A 22,887-nucleotide genomic window follows, 5' to 3' on the forward strand; every position below is an offset into this window, starting at 1 on the left:
CGCCTTGGGCGCGGTGGGCGATGTCGTGGAGCAGCGCGTCGGACGCCAGGCGCCGGATGGGTGCGACCCGTCCCGGACCGGGGTCTGCATACGACGGAGGGCGCCGGACCGGCGGCTCCGGTTCACTGCGTGGCGCCGTACCGACACGGAGTCGGATGCCCTCGGCTGCCGCTGTCGCGTGGTCTGCTGGCTCCCACCTGCGATGGTCGACAGTGTTACATGGGAGCGCTCCCGCAGCAAGTGGCAACCTTCGACAACCCACCACGGACCCGAGACGAACTCACGCTGAGCAGGCAATTCACCAGTGAAGGTCAGGCGCGGACGAACTCACTCACGCCACCAACATGTTTCGATCTCGTTTTGGGTCTTTCACAAACCCGTGACGGAGACTACAGTCCAGAACCAACGTCGATGGGAGCGCTTCCATCGATGGATGTTGCAACACGTGAGAGTACACCGTACCTGCCGTGCTCCGCCGCCCCGGTGGAGCACACCGCTACCGGTCGTACAGCTGACGGCGGGCCAGCCCGGACTCCGCCGGCAGTTGCAGACACCACCCGGGAGAGGAGGTGGATCCAGAGCCACTCGCGTGGCCCGGCTCCCGCGCGTCACGCACGACCTGGACGCCAAACCGCTCGTGCGTGAGAGCAACTGATGGTGGGGACGGGGGTTGCCCTCCCCGTCCCCACACTACTTCCCCGCACCCGGCAGGAGATCGGTCGACCCGGCACCCCGTCCGGCCGTCCGGCCGACGCGACCCGGTTCCACCACCGCCGATCCCCCATCCGCGCCACCTGACCGGCGCATCCGCGCGCCCGTGCCGCACCGCAGTGGATCGGACACCACTGTCAGGAGAGCCCGATGGCCGTACTGTCCCGCCGACACCTGCACCGCCGGGCCGAGCGTTCCGCCGTCCGCGCCGCGAGCGGCGATCCAGGCCGCGCCACCGGCACCGGGCGCACCACCGGAGCCGACCCAGCCGGCGTGACCGGAGCCGACCCGGCCGTCCGCCACCGCAGCGATCCCGAACGTCCGATCGGTCTGCACTTTCCCAACAACTTCCGCTGGGGCGCGGCGACCTCCGCCTACCAGATCGAAGGTGCCGCCAAAGAGGACGGCCGGGGCGAATCGGTGTGGGACACCTTCAGCCACACCCCCGGTCGGACCCGCAGCGGCGACACCGGCGATGTCGCGGCCGACCACTACCATCGGTACGGCCATGACCTCGACCTGATGCGCAAGCTCGGGCTGCACAGCTACCGGTTCTCCATCTCCTGGCCACGGATCCAGCCCGACGGCACCGGGCAGCCCAACCAGCGCGGGCTGGACTTCTACCGCCGGCTGGTCGCCGGGCTGGTCGAGCGGGGCATCGAGCCGATGGCCACCCTGTTCCACTGGGACCTGCCACAGGCGCTGCAGGACCTCGGCGGTTGGGAACAGCGCGACATCGCGTACCGCTTCGCCGAGTACGCCCAGATCCTGTTCCACGCCCTCGGCAGCGAGGTCCCGATCTGGCTGACGATCAACGAGCCCAAGACCGTGGTACAGAACGGCTACCTCAGCGGGCATCACGCACCGGGCCGACCGGACGCGGACGCGGCGTACCTGGTCGCCCATCACCTCCAACTCGCGCACGGCCTGGCCGTACAGGCGCTGCGCGCCGAGCGGGCCGCGTGCCGGATCGGCCCGGCGCTCAACCTGCATCCCTGCTACCCCGCCGACGGCAGCCCGGCCGCCGCCGCTGCGGCCCGCCTGTACGACGGCTACGAGAACCGGCTGTACCTAGACCCAATCTTCCTCGCCAGCTACCCGGCGGACGTCCTTGCCGATCTCGGCCCGGCCAGCCGGCTGGCCGGTGGGATCCACGACGGTGACCTCGATGTCATCGCCGAGCCGATCGACCTGCTGGCCGTCCAGTACTACACCCCGTTCTACGTCGCCGCGAACGGCAGCACGGTCCGACGCTGGCCGACCTCGGAGGCGGACTGGCAGCAGATCCACCCGGACGGCATGTTCGACGTTCTCACCCGGGTGCACCGGGAGTACTGCACCGTACCGATCACGATCACCGAGAACGGTCTGCCCACCCCGGACCGGTTGGCGGCGGACGGTTCGGTGGACGACCCTGGCCGGGTTGCCTTCCTCCGTGATCACCTCGCCGCCGTGCATCGGGCGATCAGCACCGGTGTCAACGTGGAGAGCTACCACGTCTGGTCGCTGCTGGACAACTTCGAATGGGCCGAGGGATACCAGCAGCGCTGGGGGCTGGTCTACGTCGACTACCCGACGCAGCGGCGGATCCTCAAGCGGAGCGCACACTGGTATCGACGGGTGATCTCGGAGAACGCCATCTGACAGAGACGATGCCCCATGGCCGGCCGCGCGGGAGACGGCCGGGATTACATCCTCCGGTGGAACTCACCGTCGGTAACCAGAAAACCGCACCAAACCACACACGCACCAGGACAGACTGTGACCATGGTGTTCGGTCCTGGGTTGCGTCTCGACCGGAGATACGTATTGGTCGACCGGATCGGGCTGGGTGGGATGTCCGAGGTGTGGCGGGCCAGCGACGAACTGCTCGGCCGACCGGTCGCGGTGAAGGCGCTCACGCCGCCGATCGCGCCAGCGGTACGGGCCGCCTGTCGGAAGGAGGCTCAGGCCGCAGCCCGGATCACGCATCCGCACGTCACCCAGGTGTACGACTACGGCGAGGCAGCGATCATCGAAACCGACGTGGTGCCGTTTCTGGTCCTCGAACTGGTCGACGGGGAGAATCTCGCCGCCCGACTGGCTGGCGGGCCGCTGCCCTGGCAGGCTGCGGTCTGGTTGACCGCACAGGTGGCCAGCGGCCTGGCCGCCGCCCACCGGATCGGGGTGGTGCATCGGGACATCAAGCCGGGCAACATCATGCTCACCGCCAGTGGCGCCAAGATCCTGGACTTCGGCATCGCCGCGGTGGCCGACGGCCGACCTGCGCCCGACGCCGGCTGGTTGCTCGGCACCCCGGCGTACGCCGCACCGGAACGGCTGCACCACTGGCCGGCCCATCCGGCGGCCGACGTCTACGCCCTCGGCGCGCTCTACTACGAGATGCTGACCGGGGCACCACCCGTGCCCGCCGGCAGTTGGCGGGAGGCGGCCGTCCGACTGCAGCGGCCGGACCCGCCGGCGCGGCCCCGCGCCAACGGACTGCCCACCCCGGCCGCCGACCTCTGCCTCGCCTGCCTGAGCCGGGATCCGGCCCAGCGCCCGGCCGCTGATGAGGTCGCCGACGCCCTGCACACGGTGCTCGGCGTGATGGTCGAGTTCCCGTTGCCCGGCCCGCGCCCGGTCGGCGCTTCGCCCGGCGGCCGGACCTTGGTGGACCGGCTGCCGATGGCCCGGCCGGATGGGCCGGTGCTGCGGCGGGCCGCGTTGGTGACCCAGCCGGGCCAGCCGGCACCGCGGCGGGCCGCGATGGTGGCGCGGCCGGCCGGTCCAGCGGGCACGGCGAACCCGGCCGGCGCTCGACCGCCCACCGACCGCGCCCGGTTGTCCCCGACAGCGGTCGGTCTTGCCGGGGCCGGCGCGGCGGCGCTGCTCGCCTTCGCGGTCGTGGCAGCCGCGGTACTCGGCGCACCTCTGCCCGCCGCCGAACACGCGGCGGTGCCCTCGCCGGTTGCGACTGCGCCGGTGACCGAGGCGACCGGGCCACCGACCGGGTCGGATGACACGCCGCCGAAGCTGCTGGCCACGGCGGCGCGGGTGGTGGAGCAGTTCGATCTGCTCGTGGCCGACGGCTCCACCGACGGGCGGATCCGTGCGGATGCCGCAGCTGACCTACGCGACGCGGCCGACCAGTTGCGCGTCTCGGTGGCGGAAGGTGCCACGCCTGAGCAGCTACGACACCGGGCCGGCGAGCTGAGGTCGAGACTCGCCGGACACCGACGAGAGGGCACAGTGGAAACCAGTATCTCCATCCAGCTCGACCTCATGCTCACCACGCTCATGGTGGACGTCGCCGACTGAGTTCAGCGCGGCAGCGCCTGCTGCAGTTCGGCGCGCAACGCCGGAGTCAGCATCTCACCAGCCTGCTTGGCCAACCGCGCCATCTCATAGCCGACGACACCGATGTCCGCGTCGCTTGCGGCAAGCGTGGCGAGGATCGAACCATCCCGGATGTTCATGATCAAAAAATAGCCGCGGCCCATCTCGACCACGGTCTGCTTCACCACGTCATTGTCGAACATCTGGGCCGCGCCGCTGGTGATGCTCATCAGCCCGGAGGTCACCGCCGACAGCTTGTCGGCGTGGTCTCGGGGCAGATGTTCCGAGACCGAGACCAGCAGACCGTCTGACGACACCACGATGGCATGCGCGACACCCGGCACGCGCTCCGCGAACGCGCTCACCAACCAGCTGAGGTCGCGGGCCTCCTTGCTCAAGGTCATCACTCTTGCTCCTCCTCACCACGGCGGCCGGCCGGCGCCAGGGTCATTTCGCTGGTGTCCTCGGACTCAGCCCGCCGCACACCGCCGTAGAAGCGGGACAGCACGCTGCTGACCGCATCCGGATCCGGCTCGTCGACCGGCGCCGAGACGGGAGCTGCGGGAGATTCGGCGGAAACGGGCAACGACGCCATCGGCACCCGTACCGGTAGTCCCTTGCTGCTGGTCCCGGCGGTCACCGGAACCACCGGCGGCACTGGTGTCGGTGGTAGCGGAGCGACCGGTTTACGCTGCCGTTCCCACCAGACGCTGCCGCCACCGGCCGCAGCGCCGCCGGCCGAGGCGCCGCCGGCCGAGGCGAGGATGTCCTCGGCCCGCGCCGGTGTGGGTCGGCGGCCGCCGCGCCGGGCCGCCACGGCCCGGTCACCAGCGGCCGGTCCGGCCGGCAGCGCGGTCATCGGACTCAGCGTCGGTACCGCACGCGGCTGCTCGATCACAGTTGGTTGCGCCGGCACGACCGGAACCGGTTCGTCCGCCGGAATCGACGGACGAGCGGCCGGCGGGGCGAACGCCGGCCTACGACCAGCCAGTGCGGCCGGTGGCTGGTTGGCCACCGGGTCACCGGCGCTGGCCCGCACCGCCGCCCCGACGGCACGCATCTCCCTGGTCGGATAGTCGGTGGGACTACGGCCGGCCGACACGACGTAGGGCGAACTTTCGTCCGGGGCGGCCAGCACCGTGCCGGGCAGCCACACGTTGGCCACCAGCCCACGTTCGGCCGGCCGCAACTGCACCCGTACCCCGAGCCGGGCGGCCAGGTGGCTGACCACGAACAGCCCCATCCGCTCGGAGGCGGCGACGTCGGCGGCAGGCGGTTCGGCCAGGGTCACGTTGGCCTGCTCGATCGCCTCGGCGGACATCCCCATCCCCTCGTCGGTGATCTCGATGAGAACCGACTGCGGCGCGTACTCGTGTCCGGTGACGTGCACGTTGGTGTACGGCGGGGAGAAGGCGGTAGCGTTTTCCAGCAACTCGGCGAGCAGGTGCACCAGGTCACCGACGGCGTGTCCGACGATCTGCAGCTTGTCCTCGACGTCGTGGCGGATCCGCGGGTACTGCTCAATCTCGGCGGCGGCGGCCAGGGTCACCGCCGACAGCGCCACCGGGCGGCTCCACCGGCGGCTTGCCTCGGTGCCGGCCAGCACCAGCAGGCTCTCGTCGTTGCGGCGCATCCGGGCGGCCAGGTGGTCGAGCTTGAACAGGTTATCCAGCTGGTCCGGGTCCCCCTCGTCGCGTTCCAGCTCGTCAAGCAGCTCCAGTTGCCGTTCGACCAGCACCTGGCTGCGGCGGGCCAGGTTGACGAACATCGCATTGACGTTGCGGCGCATCACCGCCTGCTCCACCGCGACGGTCACCGCGCTACGGTGCACCGCGACGAACGCCTCGGCGACCTCACCGACCTCGTCGCGGGTGCCTACCGCTGCCGGAGGAATCTCGATCTGCGGGATCCCGGACTCCACCGAACGGAGCCGTTGCAGAGTGTCCGGCAGGTCGAGCTGGGCGACCTGCAACGCCTGGCTCCGCAGGACACGCAGCGAGCGGGCGATCGACCGCCCGATCGCCACCGAGGTGAACAACGCGATGAACAGCACGCCGAGCACCGCCCCGGCGACCAGCACGGTCCGTTGCAGCTGCTGGTCGCTGCGGGCGTCGGCGAGGCTCACCGCGCTGCCCAGCACGCTCGACTCGACCTGGCGCAGCAGCTGGTGCCGGTCCTGGCTGGCGGCCCACCAGGCGTCCGGTTCCAACACCGCCGGACTGGCGGCGCCACCGACGATGGTGGTTTCCTCCAGTTCCACCGCGGCGACGAACCGGGGGTCGGCAGCGGCCTGGCTGTACCGGGCGATCTGGTTGCCGGTCGCGGTCACCCGAAACTCGGCGAGCGCGGTCAGTTGCTGCGCCCGTAGGTCGGTCAGGCTGACCTGGTCCTCCGGGCCGTACCGGCCGGCTCGGGCGGCGGCGTACAGCTGTGCCCGGATTCGGGAGCCGAGCTCCTTGACCCGGGCCAGCTGGACGCTGCGCAGCACCGCCTGGGTCAGCTCCGGTCGGTCCTGACCCGGCGACGGTTCGGCGAGTAGCTCCAGCAAAGCATCGATGGCCCGGGTGTAGTTGCCGAAAACAGTGTCGGCTCCGACCGCGCCGCCGGAGATGGAATCACGCAGCTGTGGCAGCTGGTCCAGTGATTCGAGCACCCGGCTGTAGCCAGTCTGCCAGGCCGCGTCCCCGCCGGACTGCGGACCGGCGGCGGCCAGGAAGTCGGCGATCCGGCGGTCGACCGCGTCGTAGTGTGGCTGCAGCACCTCGACGCTGCGCTCCGGGTCGAACCCGACGCCGGCCTGCCGGACCGCGAGTTCGCCGGCGGACCGGTCGCGTTCCTGCTGCAACTCGTGTACCAGGGCGGTGACCTGCTCGCCGATCTGCACCTGCCGGGCGAACTCGTTGAGCGCCGTCGCCTGGCCGACCAGTGAGCTGGTCTGTACCGAGGCGACCACCAGAAACGCCACCGATGGGACGATCAGAACCGCAGCGAGCTTCGCGCCCATCCGCCAGTCCCGGGGGCGCAGCCGGAGCCGACGACGGTGTGGCGTCACCCCGTCGTCGTCGGTCAGGCGGCGGCGGGGGTACGGCACCGCGTTGTCGTACGGGTTACCGGGAGCAACCACCACGCCTCCTCGCAGTTTCCCCGACACCGGCCAAGCCGAGGAGCGGAGTCCATCCAACCAGGCCACGTTCCGCTGTCAACGCGGCGGCCTGCGGGAAGACTCACGAAGGATACAGTGGCTGACTGGCGGGTAGCTTACCCGCCGACTCGCCATCGTCCGTCCGGCTGATGTCGCGTGCTGGCCCCGGCCCGTCGAGCCGGCCGAGCGCCACCAGCGCGGCCCCGGTGGCACCGACCTCGGGCTCGGCCATATAGCGCACCTGACGCGGGGCGAGTGCCGCACCGAACGCTCGACGCCACCAGTTTGACGCGGCGAGTGCGCCACCGCCGAGAACGACCTCGGTCACCGGGCCGGCCATCGTCGACTCGATTTCGTCCAGGTCACCGGCCACCTGCCGGCATACACCCTCCATCAGCCCGGCGAAGATGTCGACCGCCGTGGTGCCAAACCCCAGTCCGCGCAGCTCGCCGGAGCCGGCCGGGGCTCGGCCCGGCGGGCGGTCGCCGCCGAACCGGGGATCCGCCGGTACGCCCTCACCCGGCTCGATCAGTTCCAGCGCCCGTTCCAGCTCGGCGCCCTGCGGCAGGCGCAGTTCCCGGTTCGCCCAGCTGTAGAGGTTACCGCCGGCGGAGTAGGCCCGGCCGGTGACGATCCGGGTGTGGTCGACCCGGTAGCGCCACAGGTGCGCCGACAACGGCGGCAACGGGACCCCCGGCGCGGCCAGCTGGACCACTCGTACCGCCGCTGAGGTGCCGACGGTGACCGCGGCCCGACTGGGGTCCAGGCATCCGGAGCCGATGTTGGAGGCGGCGCCGTCGCCGATCGTCGGGGTCCAGGGCACGCCGGCCAACGCCGGCCAACGCCGGGCGAACTCGGCCCGCAGCTGCCCACGCCAGTCCGCCGGGGCCAGCTCCGGAAGCTCACCGGGACGCACCTCGGCCAACTGCACGGCCTCGGGGTCCCACTGCATGGTCACCAGGTCGAGCATGCCGGTACCGGATGCCTGGGACACCGACATCGGCGCAGGCCCGAGCAGACCGGTCAGCACATACTCCGGCAGGCCGACGAAGCGCGCCGGCCGACCGCCGCAGTGGCGGCGCAGCCACGGCAGTCGCACCGTCCAGTAGAAGCGGTGCCACCAGGTGCCGGTGCGCTGGTGGAAATCGGCCTCGTCGGCCGGCGCGGCCGCATCGGGCAACGCGGCCGGTCGGGTGTCCAACCAGGTCATCAGCGGGCCGATCGGGGCACCGGCAGGATCCAGCGGCAACACCGAGTGCCACTGGGCCGCCGAGGCAACCAACTCGACACCGTCGAGCCGGCCGGCCGAGTCGAGCTCGTCGACGCAGTCGATGAGAGCGGCCAGGTAGTCCGCCGGGTCGAGGGTGGCGGCGCCGTCCCGGTCGACCGCCAGCGCCACCTTGCGGCGGGCCAACGCGCCCTGCTGCGGCGCGGCCGCGTTGTCAAGGATAAGGCCGCGCACCGAGGAGGTGCCAAGATCGAGGGCGAGGATGCTCATCGTCGATCACCGTACCCAGCCACGGGCCTGGCCCGGTATGCTGTCGCCATGCTCGCGCTCACTCGTTGCTGGTGGCCCGCCGACCTGGCGGCCCCGCAGCGCGTCTAGCGCGAAACCATTTGGCCGCCCGTCGAGGCGGCCACCGGGTTCCCACCCGGGCAGTTCCTCGCCGGGCCGCCCGAAGCCCGGAGGGATCCGATGACCGACCACCTTTCCAGCCTGCTGCGCGCCGTGCACGACGGCGTCGACCCAGGTCCGTTCGCGCTGCTGCGTCGCGACGGCGCCGACGTCGTCGAACTGCTCCGCGGCGCACCGCACCGCGCCGACCGGCTGGCGGACATCCCGCTGCCGCCTGGACCGGCGAACCAGCCTGCGACGCTGGCGGTGGTTCCGTACCGGCAGATCGCCGAACGCGGGTTCGCCCGCGTCGACGACGGGCTTCCACTGGAGTGCATCCGGGTGTCGACCTACTGGCAGGTGCCGGTCGCGACGGCGATCCGCGACCTGCCCGGCACACCGGTGACGACCGACGGCGGCGGCTTCGACATCGCCGACGACGAGTACGCCGACCTGGTGGCCCGGGTGCTGCGGAACGAGATCGGCAACGGTGCCGGCGCCAACTTCGTGCTGCACCGTACCTACCGGGCCCGGCTGATGGCACCGGGCGGGTCCGCCGCCGACCGGGTGGGTCGCTCGGCGGCGCTGGTCGCCGGGCTGAGCGCGCTTCGCCGGCTGCTGCGCGACGAACGCGGGGCCTACTGGACATTCCTGGTCTACACCGGCGAGCGATTGCTGGTCGGCGCGACGCCGGAACGGCACGTCAGCGTCAGCGACGGACTGGCCATGATGAACCCGATCAGCGGCACTCTGCGGCATCCACAGGGCGAGCCAGATCTCGCCACCGTGCTGTCGTTCCTCGACGATCCCAAGGAGATCGAGGAGCTCTACATGGTGCTCGACGAGGAGCTCAAGATGATGGCGACGGTCGCCGAGCACGGCGGCCAGGTGATCGGCCCCTACCTGAAGCGGATGTCCCGGCTGAGCCACACCGAGTACCTGCTCGCCGGACGCAACTGCCACGACGTCCGAGAGGTGCTCCGGCAGACGATGTTCGCGCCGACCGTCACCGGCAGCCCGATCGAGAGCGCCTGCCGGGTGATCGCCCGGTACAGCCCCGGCGGACGCCGCTACTACGCCGGGGTGCTCGCACTGCTCGGCCACGACAGCGACGGCGCGCAGACGCTGGACGCCCCGATCCTGATCCGGGCCGCCGAGATCGATCTGACCGGGCAGATCCGGGTGCCGGTCGGCGCGACCCTGGTGCGTCACTCCACACCATCCGGTGAGGTGGCCGAGACGCATGCGAAGGCATCAGCGGTCCTCGCGTCGCTCGGTCTCGCCTCCGGGCCTGTCTCCGGAGCCGCACCCGGACCGGCGGTGCCGGCGGACCGGGCGGCGGCCGACGGTGCCGCCAATTGCGGAATCGGACTGCCGGCCGGGACGCCCGGCACCGGCGTCACCGCCGCGATCGCCCACCTCGAACACCCCACCGTGGTACGTGCGTTGGCCGCCCGCAACGACCGGCTGGCCCGCTTCTGGTTGGAGCAGCGGGTTCCCGGTGCGGTGGCCGAGTCCCAGTTGACCGGTCTGGACGTGCTGGTCCTGGACGCCGAGGACAGCTTTACCGGCATGCTCGCCCACCTGCTGCGGGCGCTCGGCGCGGCGGTCCGGCAGATCCGCTGGGACCAGATCGCGACGGTCGACCCGGCCACCGCGGACGTCCTGGTCGCCGGGCCCGGCCCGGGTGACCCGACCGACCCGGCGCAGCCCCGGATGGCGGTGCTGCGCCGGGTCCTGGACGCCGCGCTGCACCGTAAGCAGCCGCTGCTCGGCATCTGTCTGGGCCACCAGGTGCTGGCCGACCGGCTCGGCCTGGCGGTGACCCGCCGGCCACTGCCCAGCCAGGGACTGCAACGGGATATCGACTTCTTCGGTGTCCCGCGCCGGGTCGGCTTCTACTCAAGTTTCACCGCCAGCAGCTCCACCGCGAGCCTGCCCACCGCGTACGGGCAGGTTAGGCTGTGCCGGGACGAGACCGACGGCGCGGTGCACGCGCTGGTCGGCCCGCAGTTCGCCGGGGTGCAGTTCCATCCCGAGTCGGTACTCAGCCCGGACGGCCTGGACGTGCTGCGGGACCTGCTGGTCGATCTGGTCGCGGTCAACCGGCGGCCAGACCGCGTTTGACCGCCGCAGCGATGTCGACCACCCGCCGGGCGGTCAGGGCGGTCGCGGTCAGCGCCGCCTCGTCCGGCGGGATTTCGCCGTTGTCGCTGGTGTGCGAGGCGCCGTACGGGTTGCCGCCGACGAACTGGCTCGGCTCGACGTAGCCGGGAGTGACCACGATGCCGCCCCAGTGGTAGACGACGTTGTACAGCGACAGCAGCGTCGCCTCCTGTCCGCCGTGCGCGGTGGCGGTCGAGCAGAACCCGGAGAACACCTTGTTGACCAGGACCCCCTTGGCCCACAGCGGCCCACTGCCGTCGATGAACTGCTTCAGCTGCGCGGCCATCACCCCGTACCGGGTCGGTGTGCCGAAGATGACCGCGTCCGACCAGGCCAGATCGTCGATCTCGGCCTCCATCACGTCCTCGGTCTCCAACCGGTGCGCGTGCCAGCCGGAGTTGGACCGGATCGCCTCCTCGGGGGCGAGCTCGCGGACCTTGCGCAGCCGCACCTGCGCCCCGGCCTTCTCCGCTGCCTCCACGGCGGCCTGCGCCATCTGGTAGGTGGTCCCGGTGGCGCTGTAGTAGATCACCGACAGGTTGATCGGGTCGTCCATCGATAGCTCCTTCGGTACGGCTCGGGTCTGCCCCCGGTACCGCGCTACCCGTTCGTTGCGCCGGCAAACACCGGTGCCGGTCTCGGCCCGGACGGTGCCCACCGATCCGTCCGGTGCCCACCGATCCGTCCGGTGCCGGGAGCGCGGCGCTCGCGCCGCCGGTCCGTGCACAACGCTGGATCCGGGATCGTGAACGAACGGACCCTGGGCGACGCGTGAACGGGGTAGGTAGTTTTCGTTACGACTCGGTCGCCGCTGCCGCCGACCCGCTCTTCCCGCCGGTGGGCCCGCCGGCAGCCCGGTGGGCCCGCCGTCGATCCTCTAGGAGGTCCTGATGCCTGACCGTCAGGCGCTCGCGTTGGCGTTCGAGGTTCCGGGCCTGCCACCACTGAAGAATCAGACGCTGTCCATCTTCACCGCCGGCAATCGGCAGGCAGCGCGGGTCCGTACCCTGCTGACCGCAGCGTGCGACGCGGCGCAGCGCAGCGGCTGGACGCCGCTGACCGAGCCGGTTGCGCTGGAGGTCGTGGTACGCCGCCCCAGCGAGCACCAGTTCGGCCATGCGACGAACTTCCTCGGCGGCATCGGCGACGTACTGCAGGACAAGCGCAATGAACCGGCCGGTGCCGTCGCCCACCTCGGCGTCCTCGTCGACGTGGCACTGTTCGTCACCGACCGGCAGATCCAGCGGATCTGCTACCGCGAGGAGTACGCCGACGACCCGTCGTACCAGGTGACGGTCGCCGCGCTCGACCAGCCCGACGCCGCCTGAGCCGCAGTCGCGACGGCATCACGCCAGCCAGCGGGGTTCTCTCTCCCCTGCCTGGTCACCCCGCCAAGACGACGGCGGCAGCAGTGGCCGCCGCCGCCACCCCGGCCAACCAGGTCCGGAGCAGATGCCATCGCCGCCAGACGATGCGCGGATCACGCCAGTCGGACGGCATCCGGTCCGGGTCGACGGCCCTGACCCGGCGGTTGATCGGCACGTTGCACAGGTGCGAGACGCCGGACACGCCCAGCAGGAACACGGCCGCGAGGCCGAACAGCACCGCCGATGTTCGGCCATCGACGAGCAAGGCCAGGACGACGTTCACCGCCAGGGTGGTCAGCACGATCAGCGGCATGGTCGGGTCCCAGTTGCGCCCGAGCAAGCGGTGGGTCACCACGTAGCGGTCGACCGGTAGCGCTGCCAGCGCAGGAACCACGCTGAGCGCCACCGCGAACAGCACACCCGCCACCAGCCCACCACCTACCACCGCCCCCACCATGAGCACCTCGAGCATCACGACAGTGCGTCCTTGGCGATCAGGTCGACCTGATCCGGATCCGCCACGCATGGAAAGAGCAGCAGTTCGTCGCAGCCGGCTGCCGCGTACGCGGCCCGGAGGTCCTGCAGCTGGCTCCCATCGGTGATGACGCCGGCGGCGGCCCGGTCCGCCTTCTCTCCAATGAACGCGTAGTAGCGGCGCAGGTATTGCTCTGCGGCCGAGCGGCCGTCCCGGCCGAGGGAGACGTACGCCAGCGCATATGTCCGGGGGGCACCGCCACGTCCGGCGTCGGTCCATGCCTGCCGAGCTTGGGCTGCCAGTACGGCGAACCCGGCAGCCGAGCTGCCTCCCGCGATCCAGCCCGCGCCGTGCCGGGCGACCCGCCGCATGGCGGCCGGCGAGTGCCCGCCCACAATCAGCGGCGGCGGGGGATCCGGCGCTGGACCGACGTCGCCCCAGCGCCCCGTCGCGAGCCACACCTGCCGAATCTCGTCCAGCATCGTGTCGAGCCGTCGGCCCCTGTCTTCGTACGAGGTGCCGTTGGCCTCGTAGTCGTCAGCCCGTCCACCAGCGGCCACACCGAGCACCAGCCGGTTGCCGGACAACCGTTGCAGGCTGGCGGTCTGCTTGGCGAGCAGGGCCGCGCTGTCCCGGTAGGCAGCGATGAGGATCGTCGTAGCCAGCCGGATCCGTTCGGTCGCGCCAGCTGCCACCGACAAGGCCGTCAGCGGTTCGTAGTTGTCGTAGACGAAACGGTCGAGCGCCCCGAGGGTGCTGAAGCCGGTTGACTCGGCGCGGCGGGCCCAGCGGACAAGGTCCGACCCGGCCGCACCGGGGATCGTCGTCGGCAGTCCGATTCCGATGTCCATGTCGATAGCTCCTTCCAGCCAGGCCTGCCGCCCGGTCAGCGTCACGTCACCCGGCCCGCTGGCCGACCACAATGGTGTTGCCCAGCCGGGCCGGGATCGCGGTGACCCCGACGAATCCGCTGTCGGTGAGCCAGCTCCGGCACTCGGCAACCGGATAGGCGGATCCGGCGGGTGTCATCACCAGCAAGTGCAGGGAGGCGACCAGGCTCGTCAGCTCCGGGGCCTGCTCGTCCGGCATCGGGTCGTAGATCAGCAACGCACCGCCGGGCCGGACCGCCTGGTAGGCCTTACGGACCAGGGTCCGACGTTGCTCGGGCGAGAAGTCCGCCAGCACGTGCCCGATGACGAGGATGTCCGCCTGCGGCAGCCCGTCGGCGAAGAAGTCTCCACCCCGAAACGAGAGCCGCTCGGCGACGCCAAGGTTCCGCCGGTGTTCCTCACACGCCAGCCCGTTCTGTGGCCGATCGAACACGGTGGCGGTCAGCTGCGGAAACCGGTTGAGTAGCAGCCCAGCCAGGTTGCCCCGGGCACCACCGATGTCGGCCAACGTCGCGAACCTCCGCCAGTCGCAGGCGTCGGCGATCTGGTCGGCCAGCGGTCCACTAAGCGAGTCCATCATGGTCAGATAGCCGCGCCGCCGATCCGGGTCGCGCAGCATCTCCTCCAGGTCACCGGTTGCCTGGGGCCGACCCGTGCGCAACGCTGCGGTCAGCCCACCCCACGCCGGGTAGAGCACGTGGTTGGCACCATCGAGGAACCCCCCGGCGTACTCCGGGCCGCGGACGAGATACCGGCCGGCGTACGCGCCGTTGTGGTACCGGCCGGCGCTGCGCTCCAGCAGCCCGAGTACGACGAGAGCGTCGAGGAAGTGCCGTGCGCCGCGTGGGTGTAGTCCCACCTTCGCCTGCACCTCCTCGGCGGTGGCCGGCCCGGCGGCGAGTTCGGAGAACAGATCGACTTCCAGCGCGCTGAGCAGGACCTTGGCCGAGCAGAAGGCGGTGCCCAGGTCGAGCGGGGACGGGCCGATGAGCGTGGGGTTGGCGACGGTCACGACATCTCCTTGACACTCGGGGGCGGGTAGGCAGACGCCGATACCTCCACCACGACAGCGGCGTCGTCGTCGCCGCGGCCAGCCCGCACCGCATCGGCGAAGCGCTCGGCCGCTGTAGCGGTCAGTGGTACGGCGACACCCCGCGCGGCTGCCTCCTCGGCGATGAGCTGGAGGTCCTTGAGCATCAGTGCGGCGCGAAATCCTGCCGGCTGGTACTCGCCACGGCGCATGAACTGGCTCCGGAAACCCAACACCGGAGAGTGCCAGCCGCCGGCGGCCACCAGCTCCAGCAGGTCTGCTCGAGGAACGCCGATACCCTCGGCGAACGCGACGGTTTCGGCCAGCGCGACGGTCTGCGCGCCGAGTAGCAGGTTGAGGGCGAGTTTCAGGCCGGTCGCCGAGCCGGACTCGCCCAGGTGCCGCACCTGCTGACCAATGGCCGTCAGCACGTCTTGTACCTGCCCGACGTGCTCTGGATCGCCCGCCGTGAAGACCCGCAGCTGCCCGGCCCGCGCCATCTCCGGATTGCCGACCACACACGCCTCGATGCGGCGTACCCCGGAGGCGGCCAGCCGGGTGGCGGTGTGCCGGGCGTACGCCGGGGACACGCTGGAGGTGTCCACCACCGGCGTTCCTGGCCTTAGCTGAGGCACCAGTTCGCCGAACAGAACCTCCTCGACGGCGTATTCGTCGCTGAGGCTGAGCAGGACCACGTCGCTTCGCGCGGCGAGTGCGGCAGCGCTATCGGCCTGCTGCGCTCCTGCAGCGACAACATCCGTAGCCTTGGCGGCGGTCCGATTGTGCACGGCCACCGGGAGCCCGGCGGCAAGCAGCGCGTGTGCCATTCCCGCGCCCATGCCGCCGAGCCCGACAACGCCGATGGTTCTGGAAGACATACTGGGTTCACCGCCGAGCCGGATGGGTGTCCACCGACAACTGCGAGATGCAGCGCATCGTCGCGTCCCGGAAGTAGCGGGCGAATCCGTCGGAGGTCGTAGTCTCGCGCTGTTGGCTCAGGTACGGGGCCAGCTTCTCCTCGATCAGGTGCACGCCACGTTGCCCTGCCATGTGACGGGCGATCGCCGCGAAGTCGCCTTCGAAATGGATCACCCGGACCATCACGTCGTCCTTGATGAAGACCGCGGTGCCGAGCAATCGCCCGATCGACCCGTTGTCCTCGTTGCCGTACTCGGGTCGATCGACCCGCTCGAAGGAGGCGAAGATCTCGGCGATCTCGTCCTCGTGCCCGGGCTGCACCCGGTAGGTGATGGCGGCGTACGGCATCACACACCTCCGTCCACGTTGAGGATGACTCCCGTCACGTAGCGGGAGGTGTCACCGGCGAGGTAGAGCACCGCGCCAGCGACATCCTCGGGCTGGCAGATGCGGCCGAGCGCGGTCAGCCCCACGATCCGCTCGACCACCGGCGGCGGCAGGCCCGCGCCCGGCTCGGACTCGGTGAGCCCAGGTGCCACCAGGTTGACCCTGATGCCACGGGGACCGAGTTCCTTGCACAGTGACCGGGTGAACCCGACCAGAGCGGCTTTGGAGGCCGTGTAGTGCACGCCGGCGAACCGGCCCCGCATCGCCACCGAGGAACCGATGCTGACCACGGACGCACCGTTGACCAGCAGGTCGAGAACGGCCCGGGACACCAGGTATGCGGCCGTGACATTGTGCGAGAGCACCCGCTCCCACTCGCCGGGTCCGAGCTCACCGAAGACGACTTGGCCGTCGACTCCGACATTGTTGACCAGGACATCAAGGCCACCGAGCGTCTGCCGGCAGACCTCGGCGACGTACGCCGTGCCGTCGGGCTGGGTGACGTCGGCGGCCACGACGGCATGACCTTCCCCCAGTTCCTTCAACTCCCGGATCAAATGATCACCGTTGTCGCTACCGGGCCGGTGGCAGGTGACGACACGGGCCCCGGCCCGGGCAAAGGCGAGGGCGCTCGCTCGCCCGATTCCGCGTGTGCCACCGGTGATCAGAACCCGCTTGCCGGCGAGACCATGCTCCATCGTTACTCCGTCTCTGGCGCCCGCAGACGCCCTGTCGCTGTACGAATGGCGCTGTCGTTGTTGGGGGTGACCGGAGCTGGGGTGTTTGGATACCCTGGCCCGGTCCCTGGTCGCGGCCGAGATCGGTCGGCTGGCCCGTCGAGGACTCAGTGAGCGGCTTCGAACTGGGCCGTTCGCGGCGCGAGCCGGTTGCCAATCGAGCGTCGACGGGCCATGAAGGCCAGACCAGCGATGGTCGACACGGCACCGAGCACCCCGAAGTACGCCGGCAGTGGCATTACCTCGGCGAGCCGGACGACCTGGCTGCCGAGGCCTCCGCCGAGCGCGGCGAACAACCACAGCAGGCCAAGGGTGTGCGCTATGAACGCTGGCGGCAGCACGTCCGCAGCCGCCGAGATGCCGACCGCAGCCACGATCAGCTCGCCGCAGGCATGCATCAGGTAGACCACCATCAGCCAGCCTGGCGAGACCAGCCGGCCATCGGCTGCCAGGATCGCGGCGACCGCCATCAGCAGGAAGCTCGCGCCGGCCATGAGCAGTCCCACCGCGAATTTGCCGGGCAGCCCGACGAGCATCCCCGCCCGGGGCAGTAGCCAGGCCAGGACCGGCGCGAGCAGGAGAATGAACAGCGGCGTCGCCGACTGTAACCAGCTGGCCGGCACGAGGAAGCCGCCGACGTCGCGATTGGTCTGGTCGCGGGCGAACAGGTTCAGCACCGATCCGCCCTGGCCGACCAGCATCCAGAACAGCGCCGAGCCGAGGAACACCCACAGGAAGCTGCGGAGTCGCCCCCGGTCCTCGCCGGTGAGGGCGGGGTGCCGGTGCAGCGCGATGAATGCGATCACCGGCACGATCAGCGACAGCATTCCGATGCTGATGATGGCGGTGGTCGGGGTGAGCACACCGGTCAGGGCCGCGACGACCACGACCGCAGTCAGCACGCCCAGCGTCGCGCTGGTCTGTCGTAGGGCTCGGCGGCGGTCGGCCGCCGCGAGCGGACGTCCAGGGCGATCGGCGAGCCCGTTGAACCGTGGCCGTGCGGTAGCGAACTGAACGACACCGATGGCCATGGCCAGTCCGGCGACGGCGAACCCGAGTCGCCAGTTGACCCGTTCACCGAGGAAGCCGGAGATCAGCGGGGCGACCAAGGCGCTGATCTGGATGCCGACGTACATCAGGGAGATTCCAGACTCGCGCCGCCCCGCATCGCCGCCGAGGACGGTGTTGAGCATCGCCTGGTGGTTGGGTTTGAACAGCCCGGTGCCCACCGACAGCAGGACCAGCCCCAGCGGCACCGTCCACACCGTCGGCAGAGCCAGGCTGAAGTGCCCTAGGGCGATGATGACGCCCCCGGCCAGGATCGCCCGGCGTAGGCCAAGGACTCGGTCGCCGACCCAACCGCCGGGCAGGGCGAGCATGAAGGTGAGGCCCATCCAGGCGCCGAACATGGCGGTGGCGTCACCGACGGGAAGCCCTAGGCCACCTCGTTCAAGCGGCGCGACCGCGAACAGTACCAAAATCGCCTGTAGGGCATAGAAACCAAATCGTTCCCACGAATCAGTCATGAAAAGGGTGAAATACCCGGATGCACGCGCCGGGCCGGACGGTGCCGGTCGGGCGGCGGTAGCTGCAGACATCACCGAAGCTCCTTACGTGGGACCGTAGTGCCGGGCAGCGGCGCCGGGCCGGTGTCAATCGCTACCCGCCGCAACCCGAGCTGGGGTTGAAACGTCAGGTACAGACCGTGCACCGCGTTCTCGGGCTGGAAGGGAGCTTGCTTCTGCTCGTGGACCCGGTTGAGGTTGGCCAGTGGGTTCGGGTCGCCGCTCTCCGCCCCGGTGAGGTGCTGCTGCACCCGCGAGTAGGCGGTGCGGGCGTCATCGATGTCGGCGAGCCCGGTGACGATCCGGTCGAAGGCCGCCTGCAGCTGAAGATGATCAATGTCGGACTGAGCGAGTCGCTGAGCGTTGTAGAAGTGGTAATCCTTGCCTCGGTAGCTCTCGTAGAAAGTGGAGACCAAGACGAGCAGTCGCTCGTAGGCATGCCGGTAGACGGTGCCGTAGAAGGCGGCCGCCTCGTCGTCACCGACTTCGCCGCGCACGATGCTTCCGATGCTGGCTGCCGCCAGCATCCCGCTGTACGTGGCCAGGTGAACGCCGGTGGAGAGCAGCGGATCCAGGAAGCAGGCCGAGTCGCCGGCGAGAAAGTAGCCCGGGCCGGCGAAGGTGTCGCAGGCGTAGGAATAATCCTGCTCGACCTTCATGTCGGCGACCTGCGTGGCCCCATCGAGCAGGTCGACCACGGGCGCGCAGTCCCGCATCGCCTCCTGGTACACCTCACCGATGTCGCCGAGCGCGTTCCGCCGCTCGTTGAAGTGATCACGTCCGGTCACCAGGCCAACGCTGGCGGTTCCGTCGTGCAACGGGATCACCCAGAACCAGCCACGGTCGACGGAGCAGACGGCGATCGCCCCGTCGGGCCCCTTGGCCAGTGGCTTGACATCCTTCCAGTAGGACCAGGCGGCGACGTTACGGAACACATCGTGGAAGCGTCGGTTCTTCAGGTACCGGGTGGCCATCAGGCCACCACGCCCTGAGGCGTCGACAAGGTAGTCGAATTCGATCCGTCCGCGCTGTGCCGGATCCGCAGTCGACACCCAGTGGGCGGCGCACGGACGTTCACCGTCGAACTCCAGCTCGCGTACCGCAGTGCCCTCGATCACCGTGACACCGGTCTCGCAGGCGTGGTCGAGCAGCAGCTTGTCGAAGTCGGCTCGGACGACCTGCCAGGCGTTGGGCGTGTCGTCGCCGAGCTGGTTGAACGCGACTTCCCACTCCTCCTCACCCCAGAAGAAGTAGGCGCCGGCCTTCCGCCGGAAGCCGTAGTCGACGAGCTTGTCCCAGACCCCGAGCAGCTCGAAAATCGGCCGGCACGACGGCAAAATCGACTCTCCGATGTGGTACCGGGGGAAGATCTCGCGTTCGAGCAAGGTCACGTCGAGTCCCGAGCGGACAAGCAAGCCAGCAGCGGTGGATCCGGCAGGGCCACCACCGATGACGAGTACGCGGGTCGACTCACGCATGTGCTCCTCCGTCCCGTACGCCCGCCAATCCAGACGGCGCCATGGTTCGATGCAGCGGAGCTTGGCAGCCGCAGGTCGCAACAGCCTCAAGTCGCACTGGATCCTTACTACGGCCCTTGACGTGCACCTCCAGCGACCATCGAGTGATTTCCCAACGATTTTGGATCATCACTCCATACCCTGCGGCCCCGATCATGTAGGACTGTTGATGACGTTGAGGAGATGGAACGCCATGACGACATTCCGCTTCCGAGCAGGGCTCGCGTCGCTGTTGGCCGTAGGGATTCTCGCTGGCGGCAGCGCCGCCCCCAGCGTGGCGGCGCCGGTGCCGACCGAGCAAACTGCGACATCCACCATCCAGGCCGAGGTGCGGTACGGGCAGCCGAATCTCTACACCTGGGATATCGCCCGGATGATCGCCTTCTACCGCGACAACCTTGGGTTCACCGAGGTCTACCGGTTCCCCGAGACCGGCACGGCGGTCTTCGGCACCGTGGTGAAGGGTGACTTCTACCTGACCTTTGTCACCTACGAACAGATGCGCTCATCTACCGGCATCAACCGGATCTTCCCCGGATACCTGCGGCAGTTCGACATCACGGTGTTGGTACAGACACCGGCGGAGGTCGACGCGATGGTCACCGCGATGGCGGCAACGGGGGTGCAGGTGCTGATGGCGCCGACCGACCAGCCCTGGGGTGAGCGCCAGGCGTACGTCACCGACCCGGAGGGCAACCTCGTTCAGATCAGCACACACTCCGCCTGAGCAACGACGACAGACCTGGCCCTGGACCCGGCACGCACCAGGGCCCGGGCACAGCAGACTGGCCGATGTCCACTGCGACAGCCGGCGCAGCGCAGACAAGTGGATCGGACATCGGGTAGCCGCCGCGAACCGGTTCCTTGGCGGGCCGCACCGAAGATCCGATGGGGAGCGCATGACACCACGCGCTCCCCATCGGATCAACGGGTGCCCGCGTCCGCGGTCACCCGTTCCGTCCAGTCGACCCGGTAGCTGTAGACCGGCTCCGTGGCCTTCACTCCCATCTTGAGGAAGAACGGCAGCACCAGATCGCGGATCGCCCGGCCGATCGCGCCGGACGGGGCCTTCTGGTTGCCCGTACGCCGAGCTTCCTTGACCACCCGCTCGACCCGCTCCCGCCGCAGGTTCTCGAAGGTAGCGAAGGCCGCCCGGGTGTCTGGCACGTCGCGCAGACATTTGGCCAGCACGATCGCGTCCTCCATCGCCATCGACGCCCCCTGCCCCACGTGTGGTGAGGTCGCATGTGCTGCGTCGCCGATGAGGCAAATCAGCCCTTGCTGCCAACGCGGAATGCTCTGCATGTCATAGATCGGCCACCGGCCGATCGGTCCCTCGGTGGACCGGATGATCTCGGCGACCGGGTGGTGATCATCTCCATGCATGGCAAGCAGGCGGTCCCGCCACTGCTGTTGCGGGATGGCGTCGAGGGTGTCTCGGTCGGGCTCGTGGTCCTCCGGGTAGTTCTCGAACCAGTACACTTCCCCGGAAGGCACCACCTGGTAGCCGAAGAACCCTGTGAGGCCGAAGGTCATCCGCATGATGCCGTCGGCCGCTCCGGCAGCCGAGGTACGGGTGAAGGCCCCGCAGTCGATGATTCCGGTGTAGCTAGGGTCGGGAGCCTCGGGAACGGCCACCCGGCGGGTCCGTGAGTGGATGCCGTCACATCCAACGATGAGGTCACCCTCGGCGGAGCTGCCGTCCTCGAAGACCGCCTTGACCTTACCGTTGCGCTGCTCGATGTCGACAAGGCGCTTACCGAAGTGCAGGGGGACACCAGCGTTGACGGCCGCCTCACGTAGGCCCCGGTTGAGCAGGCCCCGCTTGATCAGCGTGGTCTGCTCCGGGTTGAGACCCAGGCGCTTGGCACGGTGGTTTTGGAAAAGGATCTTGGTGGTGGGCGTGCCGTAGCCCAAGACGTCCTCGTCTACGCCGAGCGTACGGAGGATCGCGGCACCGTTGGGCGCCAGGTTGAGAAATGCCCCGGCCTCGTCGCTCGGGGCCGACCGGCCCTCGAAGATCTCCGGCAGGAGGCCGGCGCGTTTGAGGAACATGGCCAGCACGGGTCCGGCGATACCGCATCCGATGATGAGGGCCCGCTTGGACCCTACCTGAGCACTCTGAGTCATGCGTCTATTCTGACACGAATAATCGAGACCAAGCAACGGGTTGCCGACGCAACCCGTCCAACTACTGGCTCCAGCATGCTCGAACTGAAACACTCGATCCCGGAGGTTCCTCATGCCAAGACGCAAAGTGGCCAACCCACTGGCTCTGGCCGTCCTGTCCTGTCTTCGCCAGCGGCCTATGCACCCGTACGAGATGTCCCTGACTATGCGCGAGCAGCAACACGACTCGGCCGTGAAGCTCAACTTCGGCTCGCTGTATGCGGTTGTCGAGGCCCTGGCCAAGGCGGGGTTTATCGTGCAAATTGCCGAAACCCGGCAAGGCGGTCGACCACAACGGACAGTCTACGAGATCACCGAGGCCGGGGCGGCCGAGCTGCACGATTGGCTGCGGGAGCTACTGAGCGAGCCAGCCAAGGAGTATCACCTGCTCAGTGCCGGCTTGACCTTCATGACCGCACTGCCACCGACAGACGCAGCCCACCAGCTGCGCCTACGTGTCGAACGGCTCACGGAGGCCATCGAGCAGGCCCGCGCAGCGCTGCACAAGATACGTGGCCAGTCAAGCAAGCCCACCGTCGCCCGAGTCTTCCTGGTGGAGGACGAGTACCAGCTCGCCCTGAGAGAGGCCGAGCTGAAGTACGTCCGCAGGCTTGCTCAAGAAATCGCAGACGGTTCGATCGACGGCGTAGCCGACTGGGCGGCCATTCACTCGGGGTGACCGGGAGACCCGGACTGCCCGCGAAGGGCACCGCCATCGGGGACCGGCGGGCAGCTCTCGACAGGAGACAGACTCGAATGCCGCACCCGATCCACTCACGATAAGTAAGTGGATCGGTACGGTAAGAATCTACCCAGGCTCTAGGGCGTGTATCAAAGTCGGTCACAGCCACTCGTTGATCGCCGCGACCTGCACGGTCGC

19 protein-coding genes are annotated in these 22,887 nt (G+C 69.5%); 6 read left to right on the forward strand and 13 right to left on the reverse strand.

Annotated elements, in window-relative coordinates:
- Window positions 1–861 precede the first annotated feature (861 nt).
- Together ACFHWU_RS11285 and ACFHWU_RS11290 are read left to right on the forward strand one after the other, a co-directional pair.
- A complete protein-coding gene (locus ACFHWU_RS11285; RefSeq protein WP_416567700.1) occupies window positions 862–2,355 on the forward strand; it encodes a GH1 family beta-glucosidase in 1,494 nt (497 codons plus the stop codon).
- A 123-nt stretch (window positions 2,356–2,478) separates the two neighbouring features.
- Window positions 2,479–4,011, forward strand: coding sequence for a protein kinase domain-containing protein (locus ACFHWU_RS11290; RefSeq protein ID WP_416590506.1), 1,533 nt, complete (start codon window positions 2,479–2,481; stop codon window positions 4,009–4,011).
- Between the two features lie 2 nt (window positions 4,012–4,013).
- On the opposite strand, the gene ACFHWU_RS11295 is transcribed toward ACFHWU_RS11290, so the two are convergent.
- The 3 genes from ACFHWU_RS11295 to ACFHWU_RS11305 all read right to left on the reverse strand — a co-directional run bounded on the left by ACFHWU_RS11295 (window position 4,014) and on the right by ACFHWU_RS11305 (window position 8,669).
- The gene (locus ACFHWU_RS11295; RefSeq protein ID WP_416553467.1) at window positions 4,014–4,427 is read right to left on the reverse strand and encodes a roadblock/LC7 domain-containing protein; all 414 of its coding nucleotides are present in this window, start codon (window positions 4,425–4,427) and stop codon (window positions 4,014–4,016) included.
- A 5-nt stretch (window positions 4,428–4,432) separates the two neighbouring features.
- The gene (locus tag ACFHWU_RS11300) at window positions 4,433–7,153 is read right to left on the reverse strand and encodes a nitrate- and nitrite sensing domain-containing protein (protein WP_416590508.1); all 2,721 of its coding nucleotides are present in this window, start codon (window positions 7,151–7,153) and stop codon (window positions 4,433–4,435) included.
- 100 nt (window positions 7,154–7,253) lie between these two features.
- Entirely contained in the window at window positions 7,254–8,669 is a 1,416-nt protein-coding gene (locus tag ACFHWU_RS11305) for an FGGY family carbohydrate kinase (protein ID WP_416553428.1), read from the reverse strand.
- A gap of 198 nt (window positions 8,670–8,867) precedes the next feature.
- On the opposite strand from ACFHWU_RS11305, the gene ACFHWU_RS11310 reads away from it, so the two are divergent.
- On the forward strand, window positions 8,868–10,913 hold the full coding sequence (locus ACFHWU_RS11310) for an anthranilate synthase family protein (RefSeq protein ID WP_416590510.1): 2,046 nt from the start codon (window positions 8,868–8,870) through the stop codon (window positions 10,911–10,913).
- On the opposite strand, the gene wrbA is transcribed toward ACFHWU_RS11310, so the two are convergent.
- Window positions 10,888–11,508, reverse strand: coding sequence for an NAD(P)H:quinone oxidoreductase (gene wrbA / locus ACFHWU_RS11315; protein WP_416590512.1), 621 nt, complete (start codon window positions 11,506–11,508; stop codon window positions 10,888–10,890). The genes ACFHWU_RS11310 and wrbA overlap by 26 nt on opposite strands.
- A 334-nt stretch (window positions 11,509–11,842) precedes the next feature.
- Between wrbA and ACFHWU_RS11320 the strand changes: the two genes are divergently transcribed.
- Window positions 11,843–12,280: a hypothetical protein gene (locus ACFHWU_RS11320; protein ID WP_416590514.1), complete on the forward strand. Its 438-nt coding sequence runs from the start codon at window positions 11,843–11,845 to the stop codon at window positions 12,278–12,280.
- A gap of 55 nt (window positions 12,281–12,335) precedes the next feature.
- On the opposite strand, the gene ACFHWU_RS11325 is transcribed toward ACFHWU_RS11320, so the two are convergent.
- The 8 genes from ACFHWU_RS11325 to ACFHWU_RS11360 all read right to left on the reverse strand — a co-directional run bounded on the left by ACFHWU_RS11325 (window position 12,336) and on the right by ACFHWU_RS11360 (window position 19,799).
- Window positions 12,336–12,791, reverse strand: coding sequence for an anthrone oxygenase family protein (locus ACFHWU_RS11325; RefSeq protein ID WP_416590516.1), 456 nt, complete (start codon window positions 12,789–12,791; stop codon window positions 12,336–12,338).
- Window positions 12,791–13,645, reverse strand: a complete 855-nt coding sequence (locus tag ACFHWU_RS11330) for an LLM class flavin-dependent oxidoreductase (protein WP_416590518.1) — start codon at window positions 13,643–13,645, stop codon at window positions 12,791–12,793. The genes ACFHWU_RS11325 and ACFHWU_RS11330 overlap by 1 nt, the downstream gene beginning before the upstream one ends.
- Before the next feature lie 46 nt (window positions 13,646–13,691).
- Window positions 13,692–14,696: a methyltransferase gene (locus ACFHWU_RS11335; protein ID WP_416590520.1), complete on the reverse strand. Its 1,005-nt coding sequence runs from the start codon at window positions 14,694–14,696 to the stop codon at window positions 13,692–13,694.
- The gene (locus ACFHWU_RS11340) at window positions 14,693–15,592 is read right to left on the reverse strand and encodes an NAD(P)-dependent oxidoreductase (RefSeq protein ID WP_416590522.1); all 900 of its coding nucleotides are present in this window, start codon (window positions 15,590–15,592) and stop codon (window positions 14,693–14,695) included. Before ACFHWU_RS11340 ends, ACFHWU_RS11335 begins: the two co-directional genes overlap by 4 nt.
- 7 nt (window positions 15,593–15,599) lie before the next feature.
- Complete coding sequence (locus tag ACFHWU_RS11345) at window positions 15,600–15,980, reverse strand: TcmI family type II polyketide cyclase (protein WP_416590524.1); 381 nt, start codon at window positions 15,978–15,980, stop codon at window positions 15,600–15,602.
- Window positions 15,980–16,717: an SDR family NAD(P)-dependent oxidoreductase gene (locus ACFHWU_RS11350; protein WP_416590525.1), complete on the reverse strand. Its 738-nt coding sequence runs from the start codon at window positions 16,715–16,717 to the stop codon at window positions 15,980–15,982. The genes ACFHWU_RS11345 and ACFHWU_RS11350 overlap by 1 nt, the downstream gene beginning before the upstream one ends.
- A gap of 146 nt (window positions 16,718–16,863) precedes the next feature.
- Window positions 16,864–18,354 (reverse strand): peptide MFS transporter, encoded by a 1,491-nt coding sequence (locus tag ACFHWU_RS11355; RefSeq protein WP_416590526.1) that lies wholly within the window; start codon window positions 18,352–18,354, stop codon window positions 16,864–16,866.
- Window positions 18,354–19,799 carry an NAD(P)/FAD-dependent oxidoreductase gene (locus ACFHWU_RS11360; RefSeq protein ID WP_416590527.1) on the reverse strand — a complete coding sequence of 482 codons (1,446 nt, stop codon included), beginning with the start codon at window positions 19,797–19,799 and terminating at the stop codon, window positions 18,354–18,356. Before ACFHWU_RS11360 ends, ACFHWU_RS11355 begins: the two co-directional genes overlap by 1 nt.
- Window positions 19,800–20,031: 232 nt before the next feature.
- Between ACFHWU_RS11360 and ACFHWU_RS11365 the strand changes: the two genes are divergently transcribed.
- Window positions 20,032–20,565: a VOC family protein gene (locus ACFHWU_RS11365; RefSeq protein ID WP_416590528.1), complete on the forward strand. Its 534-nt coding sequence runs from the start codon at window positions 20,032–20,034 to the stop codon at window positions 20,563–20,565.
- Window positions 20,566–20,762: 197 nt separating this feature from the next.
- Here the strand turns inward: ACFHWU_RS11365 and ACFHWU_RS11370 are convergent, their stop codons facing one another.
- Entirely contained in the window at window positions 20,763–22,061 is a 1,299-nt protein-coding gene (locus ACFHWU_RS11370; RefSeq protein ID WP_416590529.1) for an FAD-dependent oxidoreductase, read from the reverse strand.
- Between the two features lie 19 nt (window positions 22,062–22,080).
- Here ACFHWU_RS11370 and ACFHWU_RS11375 point away from each other — a divergent pair, with 19 nt between their 5' ends.
- Window positions 22,081–22,686: a PadR family transcriptional regulator gene (locus tag ACFHWU_RS11375; RefSeq protein ID WP_416590530.1), complete on the forward strand. Its 606-nt coding sequence runs from the start codon at window positions 22,081–22,083 to the stop codon at window positions 22,684–22,686.
- Window positions 22,687–22,887 lie beyond the last annotated feature (201 nt).

The sequence above is a fragment of the Micromonospora sp. LOL_015 genome, assembly GCF_048060275.1.
Taxonomy (GTDB): domain Bacteria; phylum Actinomycetota; class Actinomycetes; order Mycobacteriales; family Micromonosporaceae; genus Micromonospora_E.